The sequence below is a fragment of the Methylorubrum zatmanii genome (assembly GCF_014845115.1).
GTDB classification, from domain to species: Bacteria; Pseudomonadota; Alphaproteobacteria; order Rhizobiales; family Beijerinckiaceae; genus Methylobacterium; species Methylobacterium zatmanii.
In genome coordinates this window covers 15,892-35,735 of record NZ_NKUI01000061.1, presented here as the reverse complement: position 1 = coordinate 35,735, position 19,844 = coordinate 15,892, and the positions used below count along the sequence as shown (strand labels likewise).

The 19,844-nt window shown below is 68.5% G+C and carries 19 protein-coding genes; 14 read left to right on the top strand and 5 right to left on the bottom strand.

Features of this window, described 5'->3' with window-relative positions:
* Window positions 1-55: 55 nt before the first annotated feature.
* From MZTS_RS08605 to purB, 3 genes are all read right to left on the bottom strand, one after another.
* Window positions 56-373: a hypothetical protein gene (locus MZTS_RS08605; RefSeq protein ID WP_192283246.1), complete on the bottom strand. Its 318-nt coding sequence runs from the start codon at window positions 371-373 to the stop codon at window positions 56-58.
* Between the two features lie 60 nt (window positions 374-433).
* Window positions 434-1,291, bottom strand: a complete 858-nt coding sequence (locus tag MZTS_RS08600) for a D-amino-acid transaminase (RefSeq protein ID WP_192283244.1) — start codon at window positions 1,289-1,291, stop codon at window positions 434-436.
* 107 nt (window positions 1,292-1,398) lie between these two features.
* Window positions 1,399-2,706 (bottom strand): adenylosuccinate lyase, encoded by a 1,308-nt coding sequence (gene purB, locus MZTS_RS08595; RefSeq protein ID WP_192283242.1) that lies wholly within the window; start codon window positions 2,704-2,706, stop codon window positions 1,399-1,401.
* A 175-nt stretch (window positions 2,707-2,881) separates the two neighbouring features.
* Here purB and moaB point away from each other — a divergent pair, with 175 nt between their 5' ends.
* From moaB to MZTS_RS08575, 4 genes are all read left to right on the top strand, one after another.
* Complete coding sequence (moaB, locus tag MZTS_RS08590) at window positions 2,882-3,439, top strand: molybdenum cofactor biosynthesis protein B (protein WP_192283262.1); 558 nt, start codon at window positions 2,882-2,884, stop codon at window positions 3,437-3,439.
* 222 nt (window positions 3,440-3,661) lie between these two features.
* Window positions 3,662-4,036: an energy transducer TonB gene (locus tag MZTS_RS08585; RefSeq protein WP_192283241.1), complete on the top strand. Its 375-nt coding sequence runs from the start codon at window positions 3,662-3,664 to the stop codon at window positions 4,034-4,036.
* A gap of 169 nt (window positions 4,037-4,205) precedes the next feature.
* Window positions 4,206-6,551: an Orn/Lys/Arg family decarboxylase gene (locus MZTS_RS08580; RefSeq protein WP_192283240.1), complete on the top strand. Its 2,346-nt coding sequence runs from the start codon at window positions 4,206-4,208 to the stop codon at window positions 6,549-6,551.
* A complete protein-coding gene (locus MZTS_RS08575; RefSeq protein WP_192283239.1) occupies window positions 6,551-7,177 on the top strand; it encodes a GNAT family N-acetyltransferase in 627 nt (208 codons plus the stop codon). The genes MZTS_RS08580 and MZTS_RS08575 overlap by 1 nt, the downstream gene beginning before the upstream one ends.
* Window positions 7,178-7,356: 179 nt before the next feature.
* On the opposite strand, the gene MZTS_RS08570 is transcribed toward MZTS_RS08575, so the two are convergent.
* The gene (locus tag MZTS_RS08570; RefSeq protein WP_246482052.1) at window positions 7,357-8,193 is read right to left on the bottom strand and encodes a hypothetical protein; all 837 of its coding nucleotides are present in this window, start codon (window positions 8,191-8,193) and stop codon (window positions 7,357-7,359) included.
* 1,489 nt (window positions 8,194-9,682) lie between these two features.
* On the opposite strand from MZTS_RS08570, the gene rpe reads away from it, so the two are divergent.
* The 6 genes from rpe to MZTS_RS08540 all read left to right on the top strand — a co-directional run bounded on the left by rpe (window position 9,683) and on the right by MZTS_RS08540 (window position 15,994).
* Entirely contained in the window at window positions 9,683-10,366 is a 684-nt protein-coding gene (rpe, locus tag MZTS_RS08565) for a ribulose-phosphate 3-epimerase (protein ID WP_192283237.1), read from the top strand.
* On the top strand, window positions 10,360-11,121 hold the full coding sequence (locus tag MZTS_RS08560) for an HAD-IA family hydrolase (RefSeq protein ID WP_192283236.1): 762 nt from the start codon (window positions 10,360-10,362) through the stop codon (window positions 11,119-11,121). Before rpe ends, MZTS_RS08560 begins: the two co-directional genes overlap by 7 nt.
* Before the next feature lie 188 nt (window positions 11,122-11,309).
* Window positions 11,310-12,434 carry an OpgC family protein gene (locus MZTS_RS08555; protein ID WP_192283234.1) on the top strand — a complete coding sequence of 375 codons (1,125 nt, stop codon included), beginning with the start codon at window positions 11,310-11,312 and terminating at the stop codon, window positions 12,432-12,434.
* Entirely contained in the window at window positions 12,368-13,354 is a 987-nt protein-coding gene (locus tag MZTS_RS08550) for an SGNH/GDSL hydrolase family protein (protein ID WP_192283232.1), read from the top strand. The genes MZTS_RS08555 and MZTS_RS08550 overlap by 67 nt, the downstream gene beginning before the upstream one ends.
* Before the next feature lie 127 nt (window positions 13,355-13,481).
* On the top strand, window positions 13,482-14,849 hold the full coding sequence (locus tag MZTS_RS08545; RefSeq protein ID WP_192283230.1) for a lipopolysaccharide biosynthesis protein: 1,368 nt from the start codon (window positions 13,482-13,484) through the stop codon (window positions 14,847-14,849).
* A complete protein-coding gene (locus MZTS_RS08540; protein WP_192283261.1) occupies window positions 14,849-15,994 on the top strand; it encodes a GNAT family N-acetyltransferase in 1,146 nt (381 codons plus the stop codon). Before MZTS_RS08545 ends, MZTS_RS08540 begins: the two co-directional genes overlap by 1 nt.
* A 76-nt stretch (window positions 15,995-16,070) precedes the next feature.
* On the opposite strand, the gene MZTS_RS08535 is transcribed toward MZTS_RS08540, so the two are convergent.
* Window positions 16,071-16,385 carry a hypothetical protein gene (locus MZTS_RS08535; RefSeq protein WP_009863315.1) on the bottom strand — a complete coding sequence of 105 codons (315 nt, stop codon included), beginning with the start codon at window positions 16,383-16,385 and terminating at the stop codon, window positions 16,071-16,073.
* Between the two features lie 150 nt (window positions 16,386-16,535).
* Here MZTS_RS08535 and MZTS_RS08530 point away from each other — a divergent pair, with 150 nt between their 5' ends.
* From MZTS_RS08530 to MZTS_RS08515, 4 genes are all read left to right on the top strand, one after another.
* Complete coding sequence (locus MZTS_RS08530; RefSeq protein WP_192283226.1) at window positions 16,536-16,736, top strand: hypothetical protein; 201 nt, start codon at window positions 16,536-16,538, stop codon at window positions 16,734-16,736.
* Between the two features lie 35 nt (window positions 16,737-16,771).
* Window positions 16,772-17,584, top strand: a complete 813-nt coding sequence (locus MZTS_RS08525) for an MBL fold metallo-hydrolase (RefSeq protein ID WP_009864020.1) — start codon at window positions 16,772-16,774, stop codon at window positions 17,582-17,584.
* Window positions 17,585-17,923: 339 nt separating this feature from the next.
* Window positions 17,924-18,670 carry a YebC/PmpR family DNA-binding transcriptional regulator gene (locus MZTS_RS08520; RefSeq protein ID WP_192283224.1) on the top strand — a complete coding sequence of 249 codons (747 nt, stop codon included), beginning with the start codon at window positions 17,924-17,926 and terminating at the stop codon, window positions 18,668-18,670.
* A gap of 245 nt (window positions 18,671-18,915) precedes the next feature.
* Window positions 18,916-19,821 (top strand): lipase/acyltransferase domain-containing protein, encoded by a 906-nt coding sequence (locus MZTS_RS08515; protein WP_246482054.1) that lies wholly within the window; start codon window positions 18,916-18,918, stop codon window positions 19,819-19,821.
* Window positions 19,822-19,844 lie beyond the last annotated feature (23 nt).

The window sequence follows — 19,844 nt, the reverse complement described above, 5'->3', positions numbered from 1 at the left end:
GAAGCGGACCCTTCCCCGACAGAACCGCTCCGCATGGCTGCTCGTAGTTCGGGATCTACTTCGCGGTGCCCGGTGGCTTGATCACCGGCATCGAGTTCGGATTCGGCTCCGGCGCGATCGTCTTGATCTCCGGATCGACGCCGGCCGGTGGCTTGATCACGCCGTCCGATCTCTCGAGCTTGTCGCTCAGGGTGCGGCCGCCGGTTTCGCCCTCCGGGCGGACCTTTTCGGGCACCTGCTCCTGGGGGGGCGGGAGCTTCGGGTCGCTGTCCTGGCCGCGCTGGGGCACGGAGGGATCCTGCGCGAAGGCCGCGCCGCTCAGCATTCCGGCAATCAGGGCGGCGGCGCGCAGCGTCATCTTGGCTAAAGTCATCACGTCCTCGGTGGTCCTTTTCGGACCAACGGGGGCGCCCCCCAAGGCGTTCCTGTCAGGCTAGCCAGCGTCTCGTGCGGCGAAGGCGAAGTAGAGTTCGCGCAGGCGCTTCGCCACCGGGCCGGGCCGCCCGTCGCCGAGGGTTTTGCCGTCGATCTCCACCACCGGCATCACGAAGGCCGAGGCCGAGGTGTAGAACGCTTCCGCCGCCTCGAACAATTCGCGGGCATTGATCAGCCGTTCCTCGAAGGCGAGGCCGGTTTCCTCGGCCAGCGCCAGCACCGCCTTGCGGGTGATGCCGGGCAGGATCGCGTGGGACAGCGGACGCGTCACCAGCGCGCCGGCCTTGGTGACGATGAAGACGGTGGAGGAGGAGCCCTCCGTCACCACTCCGTCCTCGATCATGAAGGCCTCCGCGACGCCGGCCTCGGACGCCTGCTGCTTGGCGAGAACCTGGGCCAGCAGGGCCACCGACTTGATGTCCCGGCGCTTCCAGCGCAGGTCCGGCACGGTGATCGCCTTGGCCCCGGACTCGGCCAGCGGGTTGGCGACGATGGATTTCTCCTGCGTGAACATCACCACCGTCGCCGGCACGTCCCCCTTGGGGAAGGAGAAGTCGCGCTCGGCCACGCCCCGCGTCACTTGGATGTAGACGAGGCCCTCGCGGACGCCGTTCTTCTCGACCAGCTCAGTCTCCAGCCGCTCCCATTCCTGCGCGGAATGGGGGTTGCGGATGCCGATCTCGGACAGCGAGCGGTCGAGCCGGGCGAGGTGGGCGGCATTGTCCACGAGGCGTCCGTGCAGCACGGCGGCGACCTCGTAGATTCCGTCGGCGAACAGGAAGCCGCGGTCCATCACCGGCACGCGGGCCTCGTCCAGGGGCAGGAACCGGCCGTTGAGATAGGCGGTGCGGGTCATCGGTTCTCTCGGTCGTCCGTCATCGGTTCGCGGCGCGAAGCAGATTCCGTGCTCGGCGCGCTCTCCGTCTCAAGGGAGGCCGCGCCGGGCAAGGGGATACGGGGGGATCAGGCTTCGCCGAACACCCGCGAGAAGATCGTGTCGACATGCTTGAGGTGGTAGCCGAGATCGAAGCACTCCTCGATCTGCTCCGGCTTGAGCACGGCGGTGACGTCCGGGTCGGCCTTGAGCAGGGTCAGGAAATCGCCCTCGCCGCGCCAGACCGGCATCGCGTTGCGCTGGACCAGCCGGTAGGAATCCTCCCGCGAGACGCCGCCCTGGGTCAGCGCCAGCAGCACCCGCTGCGAGTGGACGAGGCCGCCGAGCTTGTCGAGGTTCTTCTGCATGGTGGCCGGGTAGACCAAGAGCTTGTCGATCACGCCGGTGAGCCGGGCGAGGGCGAAGTCGAGGGTCACGGTGGCATCCGGGCCGATCATCCGCTCGACCGAGGAATGCGAGATGTCGCGCTCGTGCCAGAGGGCGACGTTCTCCAGCGCCGGGGTCACGTAGCCGCGCACCATGCGGGCGAGGCCGGTGATGTTCTCGGTGAGCACCGGGTTGCGCTTGTGCGGCATGGCCGAGGAGCCCTTCTGCCCCTCGGAGAAGAATTCCTCCGCCTCCAGCACCTCCGTGCGCTGCAGATGGCGCACCTCGATGGCGAGGCGCTCCATGGAGCTGGCGATGACGCCGAGCACGGCGAAGAACATGGCGTGGCGGTCGCGCGGGATCACCTGGGTCGAGACCGGCTCGGGCTGAAGGCCCATCTGTTCGGCGACGTATTCCTCCACCCGCGGGTCGATGTTGGCGAAGGTGCCGACCGCGCCGGAGATCGCACAGGTCGCGACCTCCTTGCGCGCCGCGATCAGGCGCTCCTTGGCGCGGGCGAACTCGGCATAGGCCTGGGCGAGCTTGAGGCCGAAGGTGACCGGCTCGGCGTGGATGCCGTGCGAGCGGCCGATGGTGGGGGTGAGCTTGTGCTCGAAGGCGCGCCGCTTCAGCGCCGCGAGCAGGGCATCGAGATCCTTGATCAGGATGTCGGCGGCCTTGGTGAGCTGCACGTTGAGGCAGGTATCGAGCACGTCCGAGGAGGTCATGCCCTGGTGGACGAAGCGCGCCTCCGGCCCGACGATCTCGGCCAGATGGGTGAGGAAGGCGATGACGTCGTGCTTCGTCACCGCTTCGATCTCGTCGATGCGGGCGACGTCGAACACCGCGTCGCGGCCCTTCTCCCACACCGTCTCGGCCGCTTCCTTCGGAACGACGCCGATCTTGGCGAGCGCGGTGGTGGCGTGGGCCTCGATCTCGAACCAGATCCGGAACCGGCTCTCCGGCGACCAGATCGCGGTCATCTCAGGACGGGAGTAGCGGGGGATCATGTGTTTCGGTGCCTCGAACGGGTCGCGTATCTCGCGAAATCTCCCCGCGCGTAGCACGGCCCGGCCCGGCCCCTCAACGCGCGGCCCCGCCGGAAGGCGAGCCGGGATGTGCATGGCCCCCCCGCGACGTCGGGCGACGGTTGACCGGCCGCGCGCGCCGGACAACATCATGCCTATGACGAGCGAGCCGACGTCCCGCGCCTTCATCCCCCTCTCCATCGCCGTGCTGACGGTGTCGGATACCCGCGTGCTCGCCGACGACCGGTCCGGCGACACCCTGGTCGCGCGGCTCACCGCCGCCGGGCACCGGCTGGCGGCGCGGGACATCGTGCCGGACGAGATCGTCGCCATCCATGAGCGGGTCGAGGGCTGGATCCACGATCCGACGATCGATGTCGTGATCACCACCGGCGGCACCGGCTTCACCGGCCGCGACGTGACCCCGGAGGCCATCGAGCCGCTGTTCGAGAAACGCATGGACGGCTTCTCGGCGGTGTTCCACCGCATCTCCTACGACAAGATCGGCACCTCGACCCTGCAATCGCGGGCGACCGCCGGGGTGGCGGGGGCAACCTATATCTTCGTGCTGCCGGGCTCGCCCGGCGCCTGCAAGGACGCCTGGGACGGCATCCTGGCCCAGCAGCTCGATTACCGTCACCGCCCCTGCAACTTCGTCGAGATCATGCCGCGCCTCGACGAGCACCTGCGTCGCGGGGCTGCGGCGACGTTCTGACGAACGATCTGGGATCCGGTCCTCGTCCTCATCCCGAGGCGGGGAGGGGAGGCGGGATCCTCGCCCACCACGGGCCGGCCCCGGGCGACGGACGCGGCTGAGCGGGGCACTTAAGTCCGAAGCCGGCGTTGAAGATCGAGAACGGCCCGGCTTCTCCCGGCGCCGTTGTCCCGACAGACGGCGCCGCGAGGCGCCTTTTCCGTTCATGGAGTCCATCGCGTCGTGCTCCCATCCCCCGTCCGGCCGCTCGTCCTCGCGCTGCTGATGCTGACCGCTCCCATGGCCTCAGGCCATGCCGCGCCGCGGGTCGATGCCAAGGCCCGGGCCTGGGTGGCCGATGTGGTCAGCCGCATCGGCATGGCGGACCGGATGGCGGGCCGGGCGGAGCCGCGCGGGCGGGGCGGCGCGGTGACGATCCGGGTGCGGATCGATTCCAGCGGCGCCCTCGGCGGGATCGCCCTCGAGGAAGGACCGATGGTCCTGGGCGAGCGGGCGGCCCGCGCCGTGCAGGCCGCCGCGCCCTTCCCGCCGCCGCCGGCCGGGCTGCTGACCCTCGAAGGATTCACCGAGCTGAGCTTTCCCCTCACCCTGCGGTGAGGGAGCTGTCATCGAAACGTCGCGGATCGGCCGGAAAGGCTGGATTCTCATTCGCCAGAATCGATCCCGGCCGCTAAGCGGGCGGAATCGATTCTAAGCCCTGCCGCGCCCCTCTCCGCCGAACCGGCCACACGGTTCGGCGGTGGGCGCTCTTGGAGAGCTGCGCTCTATGGACTTCCACCGCCGCTTTACCGTGCTGATGTGCACGCCCGCCTTCGATCCGGACGATCTGGAGGGGGCGCGGGTCAACCAGATCGTTGCGGCGGTGGAGCAGCGCGGCTTCGAAGTGGTGCGGGCCCGACGCGTCGAGGACGCGGCCATCGCGGTGCAGACCGACTCGGCGGTCGGCTGCCTCGTGGTGGATTGGGGCAAGCGCGGCCTCGAAGGCAAGGCGGCCGCCCTCATCGACATGATGCGCAAGCGCGGCCTGGAGATGCCGATCGTCATCATGGTCCGGCGCAAGCGGCTGGAGGACATCCCCGTCGAGCTGCTCGACTTCATCGACGGCTACATCTTCCTCGCCGAGGAGACGCCGGAATTCATCGCCCGCAACCTCGTCTCCCGCGTGACGCAATATGCCGACACGCTGAAGACGCCGTTCTTCGGCGCGCTCGTCGATTACGCCGAGGAGGGCAACCAGCTCTGGACCTGCCCCGGCCATAACGGCGGCATCTTCTACAACCGCTCGCCGATCGGCCGGATCTTCGTCGAGCATCTCGGCGAGGCGATCTTCCGCGACGACCTCGACAATTCGGTGCTCGATCTCGGCGACCTCCTGACCCACGAGGGCCCGGCGCTGAAGGCGCAGAAGGAGGCGGCGAAGATCTTCGGGGCGGAGAAGACCTATTTCGTCCTCAACGGCACCTCGGCCTCCAACAAAATCGTGCTGTCCTCGCTGGTGGCCGAGGACGACCTCGTCCTGTTCGACCGCAACAACCACAAGGCGGCGCATCACGGCGCGCTGTTCCTCGGCGGCGGCATCCCGATCTTCCTGGAGACGGACCGCAACGCCTTCGGCCTGATCGGGCCGATCTATCACGAGGCCCTCGACGAGGCGCGCATCCGCGAGAAGATCCGCGTCAATCCGCTGGTGAAGGACAAGGAGGCGTGGCGCAAGGAGCGTCCGTTCCGCTGCGCCGTCATCGAGCAATGCACCTATGACGGCACGATCTACGACGCGCAGACCATCGTCGAGAAGATCGGGCATCTCTGCGACTACATCCTGTTCGACGAGGCCTGGGCGGGCTTCATGAAGTTCCACCCGCTCTATGCCCGCCGCTTCGCCATGGGCATCACCGGGCTCGACGAGACCTCGCCGGGCATCGTCGCCACGCAATCGACCCACAAGCAGCTCGCGAGCTTCAGCCAAGCCTCGCAGATCCACACCAAGGACGGGCATATCCGCGGCCAGACCCGCCGGGTCGAGCACAAGCGTCTGAACGAGAGCTTCCTCGTCCATGCCTCGACCTCGCCGTTCTATCCGCTCTTCGCCTCGCTCGATGTCGGCGCGCAGATGATGAAGGGCCGCTCCGGCGTGGTTTTGTGGGACGACACGATCCGCCTCGGCATCGAGTGGCGCAAGAAGGCCCGCGCCATCCGCAAGGAGTTCGAGGAGCGCGAGACCGATCCGAAGCGGCGCTGGTTCTTCGACCCCTTCGTGCCCGACATGGTGACCGGACCCGACGGCAACGAGACCCCGTGGGAGTCGATCCCGACGGACCTCCTGGCCTCCGACGCCCGCTACTGGGAGCTGACGCCGGGCGCCTCCTGGCATGGCTTCACCCATGTGGCGCCGGGCTTCGCCATCACCGATCCCAACAAGCTCACCGTGCTCACCCCCGGCTTCGACCGGAAGACCGGCGAATATGCCGAGCACGGCGTGCCGGCGCCCATCGTCGCGCAATACCTGCGCGAGAACCGGATCGTGCCGGAGAAGAACGACCTCAACTCGCTGCTCTTCCTGCTGACGCCGGGCGTCGAATCGTCGAAAGCCGGCACGCTGATCTCCGGCCTCGTCGCCTTCAAGCGGCTGCACGACGACAACGTGCCGCTGGAGGAGGCCATGCCGGAATTCGTCGCCCGGCGGCCCAAGCGCTACCGCGGCGTCGGCCTGCGCGACCTCTGCGCCGATTACCACGCCTTCCACCGCGAATCGGGCACCTCGGCGCTGCAGCGCAAGCAGTTCATGCCCGAGCACCTGCCCGAGATGGCGATGGCCCCGAAGGCGGCGGCGCAGATGCTGACCCGCAACAAGGTCGATTACGTGCCGATTGCCGAAGCCGAGGGCCGGATCGCCACCACCCTGATGCTGGTCTATCCGCCGGGCATCGGCACGGTGCTGCCGGGTGAGCGGCTCGACGAGCGGGCCAAGCCGATGCTCGACTATTTCAAGATGTTCGAGGCGGCCGCCAACCTGTTTCCCGGCTTCGAGGCCGAGATCCAGGGCGTCTACCGCGAGACCGAGGCGGACGGGCGCATCCGCTTCCACACCTACGTCCTGCGCGAGGGCGCCTGATGGCGGAAGGCGCTCCAATCCTTTCGCCGGTGATCCCGCCCGGCGCGAACGTGGTGATCCGGCCCTCGTCGGACGCGGACGTGCCGGCGATGATCGCGATCTACGAGCGGCACATCCGCAAGGGGGTCGGCGATACCGGCGATTTCGACGAGGAGCGCCTGCTGCCGGACGACCTCAAGCGGCGGCGCAAGAACATGCGCAGCAAGCGCCTGCCCCATCTCGTCGCCGAACGGGGCGGGGCCATCGCCGGCTATGCCTATGCCGTGCCGTTCCGGAAGCGCCCGGCCTACCGCTTCACCCTGAAGCACTCGATCTACGTGCATCCCGATCACCTCCATGCGGGGATCGGGCGCCGGCTCCTGCCGGCCCTGGTCGAGGCCTGCGCCGCCGGCGGCTACCGCCAGATGATCGGCTATATCGACGCGAAGAACGAGGCCTCCTTACGCCTGCACGAGGCCTGCGGCTTCACCCGCGTCGGCTATCTTCCGGCCATCGGCTACAAGTTCGGGCGCTGGAGCGACAGCGTCATCGTGCAATGTCCCCTCGGCACCGGCTCGGACGACCAGCCCTCGACTTGGCGCCGACCGGAGAGAACGGAACCGCTTGCGTTCCCTTCCGGGTCCTGACGCTTGCGCGCTTCGGCACCGGCCGATGCCAGTCGGCCGCTGAACGTCGCCGAGCGGTTTGCGCCGATATCCTGCCGCAAGGGGAGAACGATACGGCCTCCGCTTGATCGGAGCGGGTTGCGTCTCGGCAAGCCCGCGCGGCGCTTGAGCGAAGCCCCAATCCGCTCTCCCTGAAGGGATCAACCGGGTTTGGGATGAACCGGTGGCTCAATGGCATGTACGAGCTCGGCGATGGCCAGCTGGTAGCCCAGATCGTGTGCTGCAAGTGTATTGGCGATGAAGAGATCAATGGCAGCAAGGCCGCGCGTTGTTATGGCGATGGTTCTCTGGTTCTGGCCGGACAATGTGATGAGACCGCCTGCCTCGGCCGCGGCCAGCGTGTTGCGGATATGGGACCGCGAGATTCCGAAACTCTGCCGAAGGTCGGTGAGGTCTCGTTCACGTACCGGGGTCCGTTGCGGCTCCAAGTTCAAACCGGTCACGGCGAGAAGGATGTGAACACCCTGATACATACTATGGAATGGCAGGAGATCGGTGTTTGCGCGAATAAAATCGGCAATATTTTGAATATACCGAGTCGATGTCTTCCGCATCGCTATGTGAAATTCTTGATCGCGGGCAATGGGAAGGCGGTATCCGGGATCTGGGTATAAGATCCGCAAGGACTCGTAGTAACTTGCCAGGACCGCACGGTCCCACTCCAAAAGCTGTTCGGTCGGCTTGAGAAGTCTTAGGCGTCCGTCCGCTTTGACGCGCTCCAGCACAACGTATCCCGTCTCTACGAGACGAGCCACGAAATGATCGATCTGGCGAGCGCTGGAGAGCCCGAAGATCGCCATGGCCTCCTTGAAGCGCGCGAGCGTCGGCCATGTCGCACGATCTTCGTTGTCGTGGGCGGCATGGAGGCACACGAGCATGCCAATGGCTGCGACCCGGTAAGCCGTGCTTTGCCATCCGCCTGGGAAGTTCGCGAATTCGTATTGCGCCATCGTGGCCGTGATGTAGTGGCGCCGCATCTCCGCAAAGCCAGGGTGTTGCAGGACATCGCCGGTTGTCCGATGGTCGATCTGGGGAAGGAAGCGCCGAAACAGCCAAGGCCTCGGAGCCAGAATAGGATCCGGGTTGACGGAGGGGCAAACTTGCAGACTTGGTGACGCAGTCATGACGACGTTGGGGCAGCTCGATTGATAAGTAACGATGCTACGACAGGAGGATTGAGCTCGCGGGATGTCTCGATCGGCGACGTGCTGCGGCGTCCGACTGGAGAGTTTTTATCGTCCTATGTGTTAATGGTGTGTCTAGTCTAGATTGTCTTACAAGATTATGTGCGTCACAATATAAGACGAAGGGTTTTTTAAAATTCAGTATATCTAGTGAATAAAATTTATGTAAGTCATTGCATGGATTATATCCGCGTATATGCTAAGATAAACTGATGGAATCGCCGCTCGGGTCCCAGTTCCGAGATGGACGCATGCTGAAGTGAGGACGGAGCTCCACTTACGGCGGATTGATTTGCAGCCCTCGCATTGATCTGAAGCATGCCCAAGGCGGCCGCGTCGCGCAGCATCGCGGTCGGTGTCGGAGCGGCTGGGGTCACAGGTAAATGGAAGTATTCACGGTTCATAGCCAATAGAAGCAGATGCCTGAAATGATGAGTCTCCGCGTGATCATGCAAATTATTTGACATGCAAAGGCACCTCTGGCTCGTGTTTAATTCAATTAAAACTTGGCGCTGTGACTGAATTTAGAGGTATAATCTTCATGTGTGCTGGTTTATTTGATTCTCCGTTGTTGACTTTTTATAATCTCGCAAATCATGCGGCAACTGAGTCTAGGTGTTAAAAATTGCGACGATCTCAAAATTTAGAAGGATCGTGCCACCCGCTGTCGCCAAGGCTTGGAACCAGCGAGGACAGACGGAGGCCTGACGGGTGTCGAGAAGGCGCACCAATTCGCGATCCGGCAGAGCATGACGGGACCGGTAGCCTCACAAGCGGCGACGAGGCTCCAGATCCGGCATCGCGGGAGGCCCGCTCCTGGATCCGATACGTCCGATCAAAGAAGGTCTGGGCTGCTCGGCCTATCGGAGGGGAGAGGCCGCACCGATGGCGGGCTGTGTGCGATGGCTCGCGGCCTCCCCAGCCTGAAGCTCGGGGTTTCCCGTTTCGGGCGGGATTGATTGAGGCTGACCAAGAGTGGGGAGATCTGGGAACGCTCGAAGGCTGAACGTCCGGTTGCGGCCGTGACTCAGAGCCCCATCCCATCCTGAGCGGACAGCCCAAGCGACGGACGCGCCCGGAATGTGATTGTCGCCCTCCCCGGATGAAGCGGACGATGCGTCTTTATGGGGCTTTGATGCATCTTGCCTTGTCCGTGCCGGCTTTTCGCGTGAAGGCAGCGGGAATCTTGTCGGCCGGTGCCCTAGATCGGTTACAGGAAACCCCTCATCCCTGGGCCGCCCCTCCCGTGCGAGGCGGCGCGCCGTCCGTCCCGAGCCGTTTCATGACCATCCTCGCACCCTCGATCCTCGCCGCCGACTTCTCCAGGCTCGGCGAGGAGACACGGGCGGTCGCGCAAGCCGGCGCCGACTGGATCCATCTCGACGTGATGGACGGGCATTTCGTGCCCAATATCAGCTTCGGGCCCGCCGTGGTGAAGGCGCTGCGGCCCTGGACCGACAAGGTCTTCGACGTCCACCTGATGATCGCGCCGGCCGATCCCTATCTCGCCGCCTTCGCCGAGGCCGGGGCGGACGCGATCACGGTCCATGTCGAGGCGGGTCCGCATATCCACCGCTCGCTTCAGACCATCCGTGGCCTCGGCAGGCGCGCGGGCGTGGCGCTGAATCCCGGCACGCCGGCCTCCGCCATCGAGCCGCTGCTCGACATGGTCGATCTCGTGCTGGTGATGACCGTCAATCCCGGCTTCGGCGGGCAGAGCTTCATCCATTCGGCGCTGGAGACCGTCTCGCGCGTGAAGGCCCTGGTCGGCGGGCGGAACATCGACATCTCGGTGGATGGCGGCATCACCCCGGAGACCGCCGGACCGGCGGCGCAGGCCGGTGCCAACATCCTGGTCGCCGGCTCGGCGGCCTTCAAGGGCGGCCCGGCCGCGTACCAGAAGAACATCGCGGCGATCCGCGAGGCGGCCGGCGCGGCCACCGGGCGGGACGGTGTGCGATGCTGAGGGCGCTGATCTTCGACGTCGACGGCACGCTCGCCGAGACCGAGGACCTCCATCGCCAGGGCTTCAACCGCGCCTTCCGGGCACTGGGCCTGCCCTGGCACTGGTCGCCGGAACTCTATGCCGAACTGCTCAAGGTGATGGGCGGCAAGGAGCGGCTGATCCACTACATCGAGCGCTTCCACGGCGAGGATGCGGAGGTGTTGAAACGGCGGATGCCGGAAATCCACGACCTCAAGACGCGCTATTACGGCGAACTCGCCCGCAGCGGCAGCCTCTCTCTGCGCCCGGGCGTGCGGCGCCTCGTCGAGCAGGCGCGGGCGGACGGCGTGCGGCTGGCGGTGGCGACCACGACCAGCCGGCCCAATATCGACCTCCTGCTCACGCTCAATTTCCCGCAGGTCGAGCGGCCCTTCGACGTGATCGCGGCGGGCGACGAGGCGGCGCAGAAGAAGCCGGCACCGGACATCTTCGCGCTGGCCGTCCACCGCCTCGGCATCGACCCGTCCGAGGCCATCGCCTTCGAGGATTCGGCCGCCGGCATCCGCTCGGCCCTGGCCGCCGGCCTGCCGGTGCTCGCCACCCGCAGCCGCTACACCCAGAGCCACCGTCTCGACGGTGCCTTCTCGGCCGTCTCCGATCTCGGTGAGCCGGATGCCCCCCACGATCACCTTCAGGGCCATGCCTGGCCCGACGGCATCGTCACCCTCGACGCCCTGCGTGCTTGGCACGCCGGGCATCTGCGCGGCGCGGCCTGAGGGACCGGATCCGGCCCTTTCGTGACCGCGCGGCGGCTTCCCAACCGGCCCCGGCGCGGTCTATCAGGGCGCCCGCCTTCCGCTCCGGGTCGCGGGTCCCGGAACGGCGCCGTGCCGGCCGCTCGCGGTCCGCGCGGGAGGCCGGGATCCTGCCGCGTCGACGTCACACCGCCGGACCGTGGAGCCTGATGCGCGAGCCGAACGCGATCGATTTCTGGCGCGGCTTCGCGCTGATCACGATTTTCATCAACCACATCCCCGGCAACGTCTTCGAGCGCTACACCTTCTCCCAGTACGGCATCTCGGACGCCGCCGAGCTGTTCGTGTTCCTGGCGGGCTGGTCGATCGGGCTCGCCACCCGCGGGCGCGACGGCAAGCCGGAGCCGCGCCTGACCACGGTGCTGCGGCTCCTGTCCCGCACCGTCGAGGTCTACCGGGCGCAGATCACGATCATGGCCCTGGCCCTGGCGATGATCGCGGGCTGCGCGCTCTATCTCGACAATCCGCTCATCCTCGAATGGCACAATGCCGGCGGCTTCTTCGCCGACCCGATCCAGACCATGGTCGGCGTCGTGGTGCTCACCCACCAGCTCGGCTACTTCAACATCCTGCCGCTCTACGTGGTGCTGATCGCCATCGCTCCCGCCGTGGTGCTGATCGGCCGGGTGAGCCGGGCGGCTTTGCTGGCGATGTCGCTCACGCTCTACGGCGCGAGCCTCGTCTTCGAGTGGAATTTCCCGTCCTGGCCAGGCGAGGGCGACTGGTTCTTCAATCCGCTCTGCTGGCAGCTCCTGCTCGTGCTGGGTTTCCTCGCCAACGAGGCGACGCGGGAATCCGAGCGGCTCCGGCATCTGTGGCGGAGCCTGATGCCCCTCGGCGTGGTCATCGTCGCGGTCGGCGTCGTGCTCGCGGTGCTGGAATGGCGGCCGGATCCGATGTTGGCGCCGGAGCCGCGCTTGGTCTTCACCTTCGACAAGACCTATCTCTCGCCCGCCCGGCTGATCCATTTCTGCGGCATGGTGCTGGCTTTCCAGGGCGTCTACGCACTCCTCGCCCCGCGCCTGGGGCCGCTCGCCCGTTTTCTGTCGGGTTTGGGGCGCAACTCGCTCGCGGTCTTCTCGATGGGATCGCTGTTGAGCCTCGCCGGACAGTTCGTGCGCTTCCAGACCGGTGGCGTTATCATCGTTGACGTTTCGGTCGTAGGGTCCGGCCTGTTCGCACTGGGTTTTACCGCATGGTTCGTCGAATGGCGTTCCCGCAAGCCGCGGCCGGCACGCAAGGCGCCCGACGCCGCCTCGCCGTCCTCAGCCTGAGCCTTCTGGGCCTGAGCCTCCTGTCATCGGCGCCCGCCCGCGCCGAGGTGCCGGCTCCCCCGGCCGCTTCGGCCCCCGCCGAGGCCGTCGATCAGAGCCTGTCGCCGGAATGCCGGGTGCCGGGCTCCAAGCTCTACACCCTGGCCCGGCTCAAGGCGGTCAAGGCGGCGCTCAAGGAGAAGCGGCCGGTCCGCGTGCTCTCGATCGGCTCCTCCTCGGCCGGGCTCGGCGCCTCGGCGAGCTATCCCGTCAAGCTGGAGAACGCGCTGGAACAGGCGCTGCCCGACGTCCAGGTCGATGTCGAAGCCCGCGGCCTGCCGGGCGAGGTGGCGAGCGGGGCGGGCGAGCGGCTCCGCTCCATGGTCGCCGAGGTGGAGCCGGATCTCGTGGTCTGGCAGGTCGGCACCAACGATGCCCTGGCCCGGGTCGATATCGAGGCGTTCGGCGAGGCGCTGGAGGAGTCGGTCAAGTGGGTGAAATCCCATGAGATCGACATCGTGCTGATCGATCCGGTCTTCACCGAGAGCCTGGCCGACGACGCCTATTACACCGAGATGGTGCGCACGGTGCAGGACGTGGCCCGCCGGGAGGCGGTGCCGCTCGTCCACCGCTACGCGGCGATGCGCTACCTCTCGACCCGCGGCACGACCGAGGTTCACATGCTCGGCCGCCATTTCCGGCTCAACGATCTCGGCCTGCGCTGCATGGCCGAGCACGCCACCCGGGCGATCACCCTGTCCTTGCTCCAGCCGGACGCGGCCAAGCTGGATGCCTCCAAAACGGATGGATCCAAGGCTGACGCTCTCAAGGCTGACGCTCCCAAGGCGGAGCCCACTCAGGCGGGGGCGCCGCCGCTCGATCCCGCCCAGACCGGCACGCCCGGTTCCGCCGAGAAGCCGGCGCCGCCCAAGCAACCGTGAGGGCGATCCGCCGCCGCGAAGTCGGCCGGCCCGATTTGCCCTTTAACCGGCCCGAAACGCCGCGCTTCTAAGGATTCCGGCGAGCGTCCTGGCCATTCCCGCCATCGGCGCCTTCGGAACGGCAGCCATGGCAGCGGACAAGGCGATCGCGGCCACCTCTCCCCTCGATCCGATCCTGGCCCGTCTGCGGGCGGTGCGCGCGACCGCCGCCGTCTCGGCGCTCGGCGTGTTCGCGATCCGCATCGCCGCGGCGGGCTTCGCCTACGGCGCGCAGGTCCTGATGGCGCGGATGATGGGCGGCGCCGAATACGGGATCTTCGCCACCGTCTGGGTCTGGATCGCGATCCTCGGCCACACCGCGACCTTCGGCCTGTCCCAGGGGGCGTGCCGCTTCCTGCCCGCCGACCAAGCGACCGGCCGGCTCGACAGGGTGCGCGGCTTCCTCCTCGGGGGCGCCCTGGCGAGCCTCGGCGGCGGGCTCGCCCTGTCCCTCGGCGGGCTCGCGGTCGCCCTCCTGCGGGACGGCCTGCTCGCCGGCCCTTACGGCACGCCGATCCTGGTGGCGGCCCTCGTCGTGCCGCTCTTCGCCTTCCAGGATTATCTGGAGGGGGTGGCGCGCAGCCAGGGCTGGCCGCTCTTGGCCATCGCGCCGCCCTACCTGCTGCGCCAGGGGCTGATCATGGTCACGATGGCCGGGGCCGTGCTGGGGGGCGCCCCGGCGGAGGCCTGGATCGCCATCGCCTGCACGCTAGCCGCGACCGGCCTCGCGGCCACGCTCCAGGCCGCTCTGCTGCTGCTGCGCCTGCGGCGCCACCTCCCGGCGGGGCCGCGCCGCTACGCGTGGCGGCTCTGGCTCACGGCCTGCCTGCCGATCGCGGCGGGGGATCTCGCCGCGAGCGCCTTCGGCTTCGTCGACGTGGTGATCCTCGGCTTCCTCGTCCCGCCGGAGGCGGTCGGCCTCTACTTCGCCGCCACCCGCATCCAGCAATTCGTGGCCTTCGTGCATTACGCCGCCTCCGCCGCCACGGCGCAGCGCCTCGCGGCGGCGCGGGCGCGGGGCGACGAGGCCGGGCTCGCCGGATTGGTGCGGCGGCAGGCGCGCTGGACCTTTCTCGCCACGGCGGGAATCGGCCTTGCCATCCTCGCCGTCTCGCCCCTGCTGCTCGGCCTGTTCGGCGAAGGGTTTCGCGGCAGCCTGCCGGTGCTGGCGATCCTCGTCGCCGGCAGCGTGGCGGCGAGCCTGTTCGGCCCGGCCGAGGACGTGCTGACCATGCTCGGCGGCGAACGGCTCTGCGCCGGCATCACCCTGGCGATGCTGGCGCTGGCCGCGCTCCTCTGCCTCGCCCTGGTGCCGTGGCTCGGCGTCTCCGGCGCGGCGGCCGCCGTCGCCGTCGCGGCCGTGCTGCGCGGGCTCGCCATGGCGCTCGGCGCCCGCGCCATCCACGGCCTCGCGACGCCGGTCGTCGATGTCTTTCCGCGGGGAGCCGCCCGATGATGCCGTCCCGCAGCGCCACGCCGGACGCGCCCCGTGCCGCCGTCGAACCCATCCCGGCCCTCGCCACGGAGGCGGCGGCCTGGGACGCCCTGGTATCCGACGCGGCCGCTCCTCATCCGTTCTACACGCGGGCGGTGATCGAGGCCCACCGGGCCCACGGCTTGTGCCCGCCACGGCTCTCGGCCGTGGTCGTCCGCGAGGGGGGGGCGCCCGTGGCCCTGCTCCCCTTCCTTCTCCGCCCGGATATCGCCGGTCTCGGCGCCAGCCTCGCCCAGCCCTTCCTGTCGCCTTACGTGACCGAGAGCGCCCCTCTCGTCGCCGGGGGACCGGGCTTCGAGGCGCGGCTCGATGCCCTGGTCGGCGGGCTGGCGCGCGCCTCTGGCGGCCGACCCTGGCGCTGGCCGCTCCTGGCGAGCGGCGGGCGGATTGGAGCCGGGCTCCTCGCGGCCATGGGCCGGGCCGGCTGGCAGGTCGGCGTGGTGGACGGCTTCGAGCGGCCGGTGCTCGACCGGCGGGCCGATTACGACGCTTTCCTCGCCGGCCACCCGCACCGCAGCCGCCTCAAGGATCTGCGCCGACGTCGGCGGCGGCTGGAGGAGAGCGGGGTGCTCGACCTCGAGACCGCGACGGAGGGCGCCGCCCTGGAACGGGCCCTCGGCAGCTTCCTCGCCCTCGAAGCCGCCGGCTGGAAGGGCGCGGCTGGCACGGCCCTGTTGTGCAAGCCGCAGACGGAGCGCTTCGCCCGCGCCCTGTTCCGGCCCGAGGGCGGCCCCGTCACCGTCCGCGCCGACCTGCTGCGGCTCGACGGGCGGGCGGTGGCCGCGAGCCTCGCCCTGGTCTGCGGCGGGACCGCCCATCTCCTCAAGACCGCCTATGACGAGACGCTTCGGGCGCAGGCTCCCGGCCTCGTCCTCGAAGACGCCATCGTCCGGGCCTTCCACGCCGAGGCCTTCGCCGGGCGGCTCGATTCGGCGACGATGCCGGGCTCGGCGCTGGAGAGCCTCTATCCCGAGCGGGAAAGGATCGCCGAGATCATCGCCGTGCCGCCGGGCGCCGGCCTGATTTCCCTGGAGCGACGCCTGCGCCTCGCCCGCTTCGAGCACCGTGCCCGCGCCGAGGCCAAGCGGCTGCTCCGGCGGGGCTGATACGGCGCTTGAGCGATGATGCCATCCGCCCTCCCGGAGGAATCGAACGGATGGCGCATGCGCCGGAACCGCGAACTCAGCGCACGGAGTTCTCGCCGTTGTTGCGCTGGACGCAGCGATAGCCGGCGAAGCAGTACCGGTCGTCGAGGGTGGGCTCGAAGGCGGGTGCGGCCGTCACCTCGTTGGTGCAGGCGCCGCTCTCGAAATGAACCGTCTCGTAGGCGTTCGGACTCGTGGCGAGCACGATCCTCCGCTCCCGTGCCACCAGGGCCTTCACGGCTCCGCAGGTGAGCGACGGGGTGAAGGGCCGCTCCTGCGCCGTGGCCGGCAAAGCCGCGAGGGCGAGGGAGAGGCAGACGAAGCGGGAAAGGATCGAGCGGTTCATCGTCATGGGTCCCGATTCGGGTCCGAGGTCAGGCGTGAGGTTCTGACCCGTGAACCGCCTTCGCGCCAAGCCGGTTCTCGCGGTTCCCTCCGCGCGTCGCCGGGAACAAGGGGCGGATCGCGGTTCTTGACCGGGGACGATTTCGGAGGTCTGCCCTTGAGCACCACCAAGCCCGACGATCCCGCCGAGACGCCCGCCGCCCGGAGCTACGAGCCGCGTCCGGTCTCGCCCGCCGTCCAGGGGCGCCGCTCGCCCGGCGCCACCGAGCCGGGCGATATCGGCGCCCCGCGCGACGAGGAGGCGCCCCCGCGCGAGCACCCGCGCGCCAAGGACGGCGAAGGATATCGCGGCGGCTGAGCCTCGGGAGGGCATGGGCGAAAGGGGGAGGGACGATGCCGATCCAGATTTGCGTCACCTGCGGGACGAGCTTTCCCGAGCAGCCGGCGCCGCCCGCCCGTTGCCCGATCTGCGACGAGGAGCGGCAATACGTGCCGGCCTCTGGCCAGAGCTGGACCACGCCGCAGGCGCTCGCCGCCGGCCACGCCAATGCCTGGCGGCAGATGGAGCCGGACCTGTTCGAGATCGAGACCCAGCCCCGCTTCGGCATCGGCCAGCGCGCCTTCCTGCTGCGCACGCCCCACGGCAATATCCTGTGGGACTGCCTCGCCCTGCTCGACGAGGCCACGGTCGCCCTGGTGCGCGCCCTCGGCGGGCTGTCCGGCATCGCGATCTCGCACCCTCACTACTACACCACCATGCCCGATTGGGCGGCCGCCTTCGATGCGCCGGTCTATCTCCAGGCCCGCGACCGCGCCTGGGTGATGCGACCCGACGACCGGGTGGTGTTCTGGGACGAGGACGAGCGCAGCCTCGGACCCGGCCTGACCCTGCTGCGCCTCGGCGGCCATTTCCCCGGCGGCACCGTGCTGCACTGGCGGGACGGCGCGGAGGGGCGCGGGGCGCTTCTGACCGGCGACATCGTGCAGGTGGGGGCGGACCGGCGCACCGTTTCCTTCCTGTGGAGCTACCCGAACTGGCTGCCGCTCTCCGGCGGCACCGTGGCCCGGATCGCGTCGCGCCTCGACGGACGGGCCTTCGAGCGCCTCTACGGCGCCTTCGGCCTGCATATCGGTGACGGTGCGCGCGCCGTCGTCAGCCGTTCGGCGGCGCGCTACCGGGCGCTGCTGGCGCAGGACCAGCCCTGAGGCCGTCCTTCTTGTCGTTCCGGGTGCCACCGCCTCTGGCGGGCCGGGGAAAGGCGGTCGCCCCCGCCACGGCGCCGAGGAGGAGGGCGAGGCCGAACCGCCAGCCGGAACGGGCCGGACCCTGGCGGAGCGAACCCTTGTCCTTGTGCATCGGCTGCCTTTCCATTCGGCTCGGCAAGGGAACGCCGGCCGGCACGGGGCCGTTCACCGGCGCCGTCCGCGTTGCCTCGGCGGGGGCGGGCGGCCTATAAGCCGTGTTCCAGACATTTCCCGCGCGGCGTCGAGGCTCCTTCATCGGAAGCAGCCTTCTGGCCGAACGAACGAGAAGACGATCCCGTCATGGCCGGGCATTCCCAGTTCAAGAACATCATGCACCGCAAGGGCCGCGTCGATGCGGTCCGCTCGAAGGTGTTCAGCAAGCTCGCCCGTGAAATCACGGTGGCGGCCAAGCTCGGCACCCCCGACCCGACGATGAACCCGCGCCTGCGCGCCGCCATCCTCGCGGCCCGGGCCGAGAACATGCCCAAGGACAACATCGAGCGCGCCATCAAGAAGGCGGCCGGCAATGACGGCGAGAACTACGAGGATATCCGCTACGAGGGCTACGGCCCCGGCGGCGCCGCGCTGATCGTCGAGGCGCAGACCGACAACCGCAACCGCACGGCGAGCGACGTGCGCTCGGCCTTCACCAAATCCGGCGGCAGCCTCGCCGAGACCGGCGCCGTCGCCTTCATGTTCGACCGGGTCGGCGTGATCGCCTATCCGCCGGAGGTCGCCGACGCCGACACGATGCTGGAGGCCGCCATCGAGGCCGGCGCCGACGACGTGCGCTCGGATGCCGACGGGCACGAGGTCACCTGCGCCCAGGACGCCTATGGCGAGGTCTCGAAAGCACTCGAAGCGCGCTTCGGCGAGCCGCGCCGCACCGGCCTGATCTGGAAGGCGCAGAACACCATCGATGTCGATGACGAGACCGGCGAGAAGCTGATCCGCCTCGTGGAGGTGATCGAGGATCAGGACGACGTGCAGAACGTCTACGTCAACTTCGCCCTCTCCGAGGCCCTGGTGGAGAAGATGGGCGCCTGAGGGCGCCTGCTTCTCGGCGCGGATATCCCCTCGATTTCCCGATCCTTCGACGGTCGCCTCGGCGGCTGTCGCAGGTTCGGTGAAGGCCGCGTAAGGCGGTGCTTCGGCTTCCGCACCGAGGCCGCCGGGAGGGGCAGCATGCTGCCGATTTGTCGCGCGGCTGACGAGTGTCGATGCGCTATATGCCCGGCGATGCCGGTGTTGAGCCGGCGACCGAACGATCGCCAGGCTTGCTTCCTCCACCGATGCACGACCGCCCGCTCATCCTCGGCATCCACGGGCTCGCCAATAAGCCGCCCCGGGAAGAGAAGCAGGCATGGTGGGGCCAGGCGGTCGCGGAGGGGCTTCGGCGCAATGTCGGGCGATCGCCGCCGGATCTTCCCTTCGACTTCGTGTACTGGGCCGACCTGCGTTACGACGCACCGCTCGCCGACGATCACAACCGCGAACCCTACTATCCCGCCCGGGGGAGGGGACCGTTCCCAAGCCCCGACGGGGTCTGCGCGCCGACCCTGACCGACCGGCTCTACCGGGTCATCGAATGGATCCAGGTGAAGGCCGGGCGCCTGATCCTCGACGACCTCATCATCGAGCACCGGCTCGACGATCTCTGGGGCTATTACGAGGACAGCGTTTTCCGGGACGCTGCCCGCGACCGGCTGCGGCAGGCCCTGGCGCAGCATGAGGGGCGCCCGCTGCTGCTCGCGGCCCATTCCATGGGTTCGCTGATCGCCTACGATGTGCTGCGGCTGCTCGAACGCCAGGGGAAACTGCCCCGGATCGCTCACTTCGTCACCATGGGCGCACCGCTGGGGCTGGCCGAGATCAAGCGCCGGCTCGCCTCCGAGCACGGCGACCTGCGCGTGCCCGAGGCGGTGGCCCGCTGGAGCAATCTCGGCGACCGCGAGGATCTCGCGACGGTCGGCACCACGCTGGCGGAGGCCTATGCCCCGAACCGGGCCGGGATCGGCGTGGTCGATTGCCCCGTGATCAACGCCTATCGCCGCCCGCGCGGCGGCAAGAACCCACACAAATCCTACGGCTACCTGCGCACACCGGAATTTTCGCGAGCCGTGGCGGCGTTCCTGGACGGGGAGATGCGGGCGGAATCCAAGGACAGGGCAGCGCTATCGGCCGCCTCGGGTGCCTGAGGGAGCGGCCGCCCCCGCGTTCC

Excerpts from the sequence above, each read along its gene's own strand:
- MZTS_RS08600 (WP_192283244.1), bottom strand. The coding sequence starts at position 1,291 with ATGACCCGCACCGCCTATCTCAACGGCCGGTTCCTGCCCCTGGACGAG.
- MZTS_RS08580 (WP_192283240.1), top strand. The coding sequence starts at position 4,206 with ATGGACTTCCACCGCCGCTTTACCGTGCTGATGTGCACGCCCGCCTTC.
- MZTS_RS08520 (WP_192283224.1), top strand. The coding sequence starts at position 17,924 with ATGGCCGGGCATTCCCAGTTCAAGAACATCATGCACCGCAAGGGCCGC.
- MZTS_RS08515 (WP_246482054.1), top strand. The coding sequence starts at position 18,916 with ATGCACGACCGCCCGCTCATCCTCGGCATCCACGGGCTCGCCAATAAG.
- moaB (WP_192283262.1), top strand. The coding sequence starts at position 2,882 with ATGACGAGCGAGCCGACGTCCCGCGCCTTCATCCCCCTCTCCATCGCC.
- MZTS_RS08555 (WP_192283234.1), top strand. The coding sequence starts at position 11,310 with ATGCGCGAGCCGAACGCGATCGATTTCTGGCGCGGCTTCGCGCTGATC.
- MZTS_RS08605 (WP_192283246.1), bottom strand. The coding sequence starts at position 373 with ATGACTTTAGCCAAGATGACGCTGCGCGCCGCCGCCCTGATTGCCGGA.
- MZTS_RS08525 (WP_009864020.1), top strand. The coding sequence starts at position 16,772 with ATGCCGATCCAGATTTGCGTCACCTGCGGGACGAGCTTTCCCGAGCAG.
- MZTS_RS08560 (WP_192283236.1), top strand. The coding sequence starts at position 10,360 with ATGCTGAGGGCGCTGATCTTCGACGTCGACGGCACGCTCGCCGAGACC.
- MZTS_RS08535 (WP_009863315.1), bottom strand. The coding sequence starts at position 16,385 with ATGACGATGAACCGCTCGATCCTTTCCCGCTTCGTCTGCCTCTCCCTC.
- purB (WP_192283242.1), bottom strand. The coding sequence starts at position 2,706 with ATGATCCCCCGCTACTCCCGTCCTGAGATGACCGCGATCTGGTCGCCG.
- MZTS_RS08550 (WP_192283232.1), top strand. The coding sequence starts at position 12,368 with ATGGCGTTCCCGCAAGCCGCGGCCGGCACGCAAGGCGCCCGACGCCGC.
- MZTS_RS08570 (WP_246482052.1), bottom strand. The coding sequence starts at position 8,193 with ATGCGGCGCCACTACATCACGGCCACGATGGCGCAATACGAATTCGCG.
- MZTS_RS08575 (WP_192283239.1), top strand. The coding sequence starts at position 6,551 with ATGGCGGAAGGCGCTCCAATCCTTTCGCCGGTGATCCCGCCCGGCGCG.
- MZTS_RS08545 (WP_192283230.1), top strand. The coding sequence starts at position 13,482 with ATGGCAGCGGACAAGGCGATCGCGGCCACCTCTCCCCTCGATCCGATC.
- MZTS_RS08540 (WP_192283261.1), top strand. The coding sequence starts at position 14,849 with ATGCCGTCCCGCAGCGCCACGCCGGACGCGCCCCGTGCCGCCGTCGAA.
- rpe (WP_192283237.1), top strand. The coding sequence starts at position 9,683 with ATGACCATCCTCGCACCCTCGATCCTCGCCGCCGACTTCTCCAGGCTC.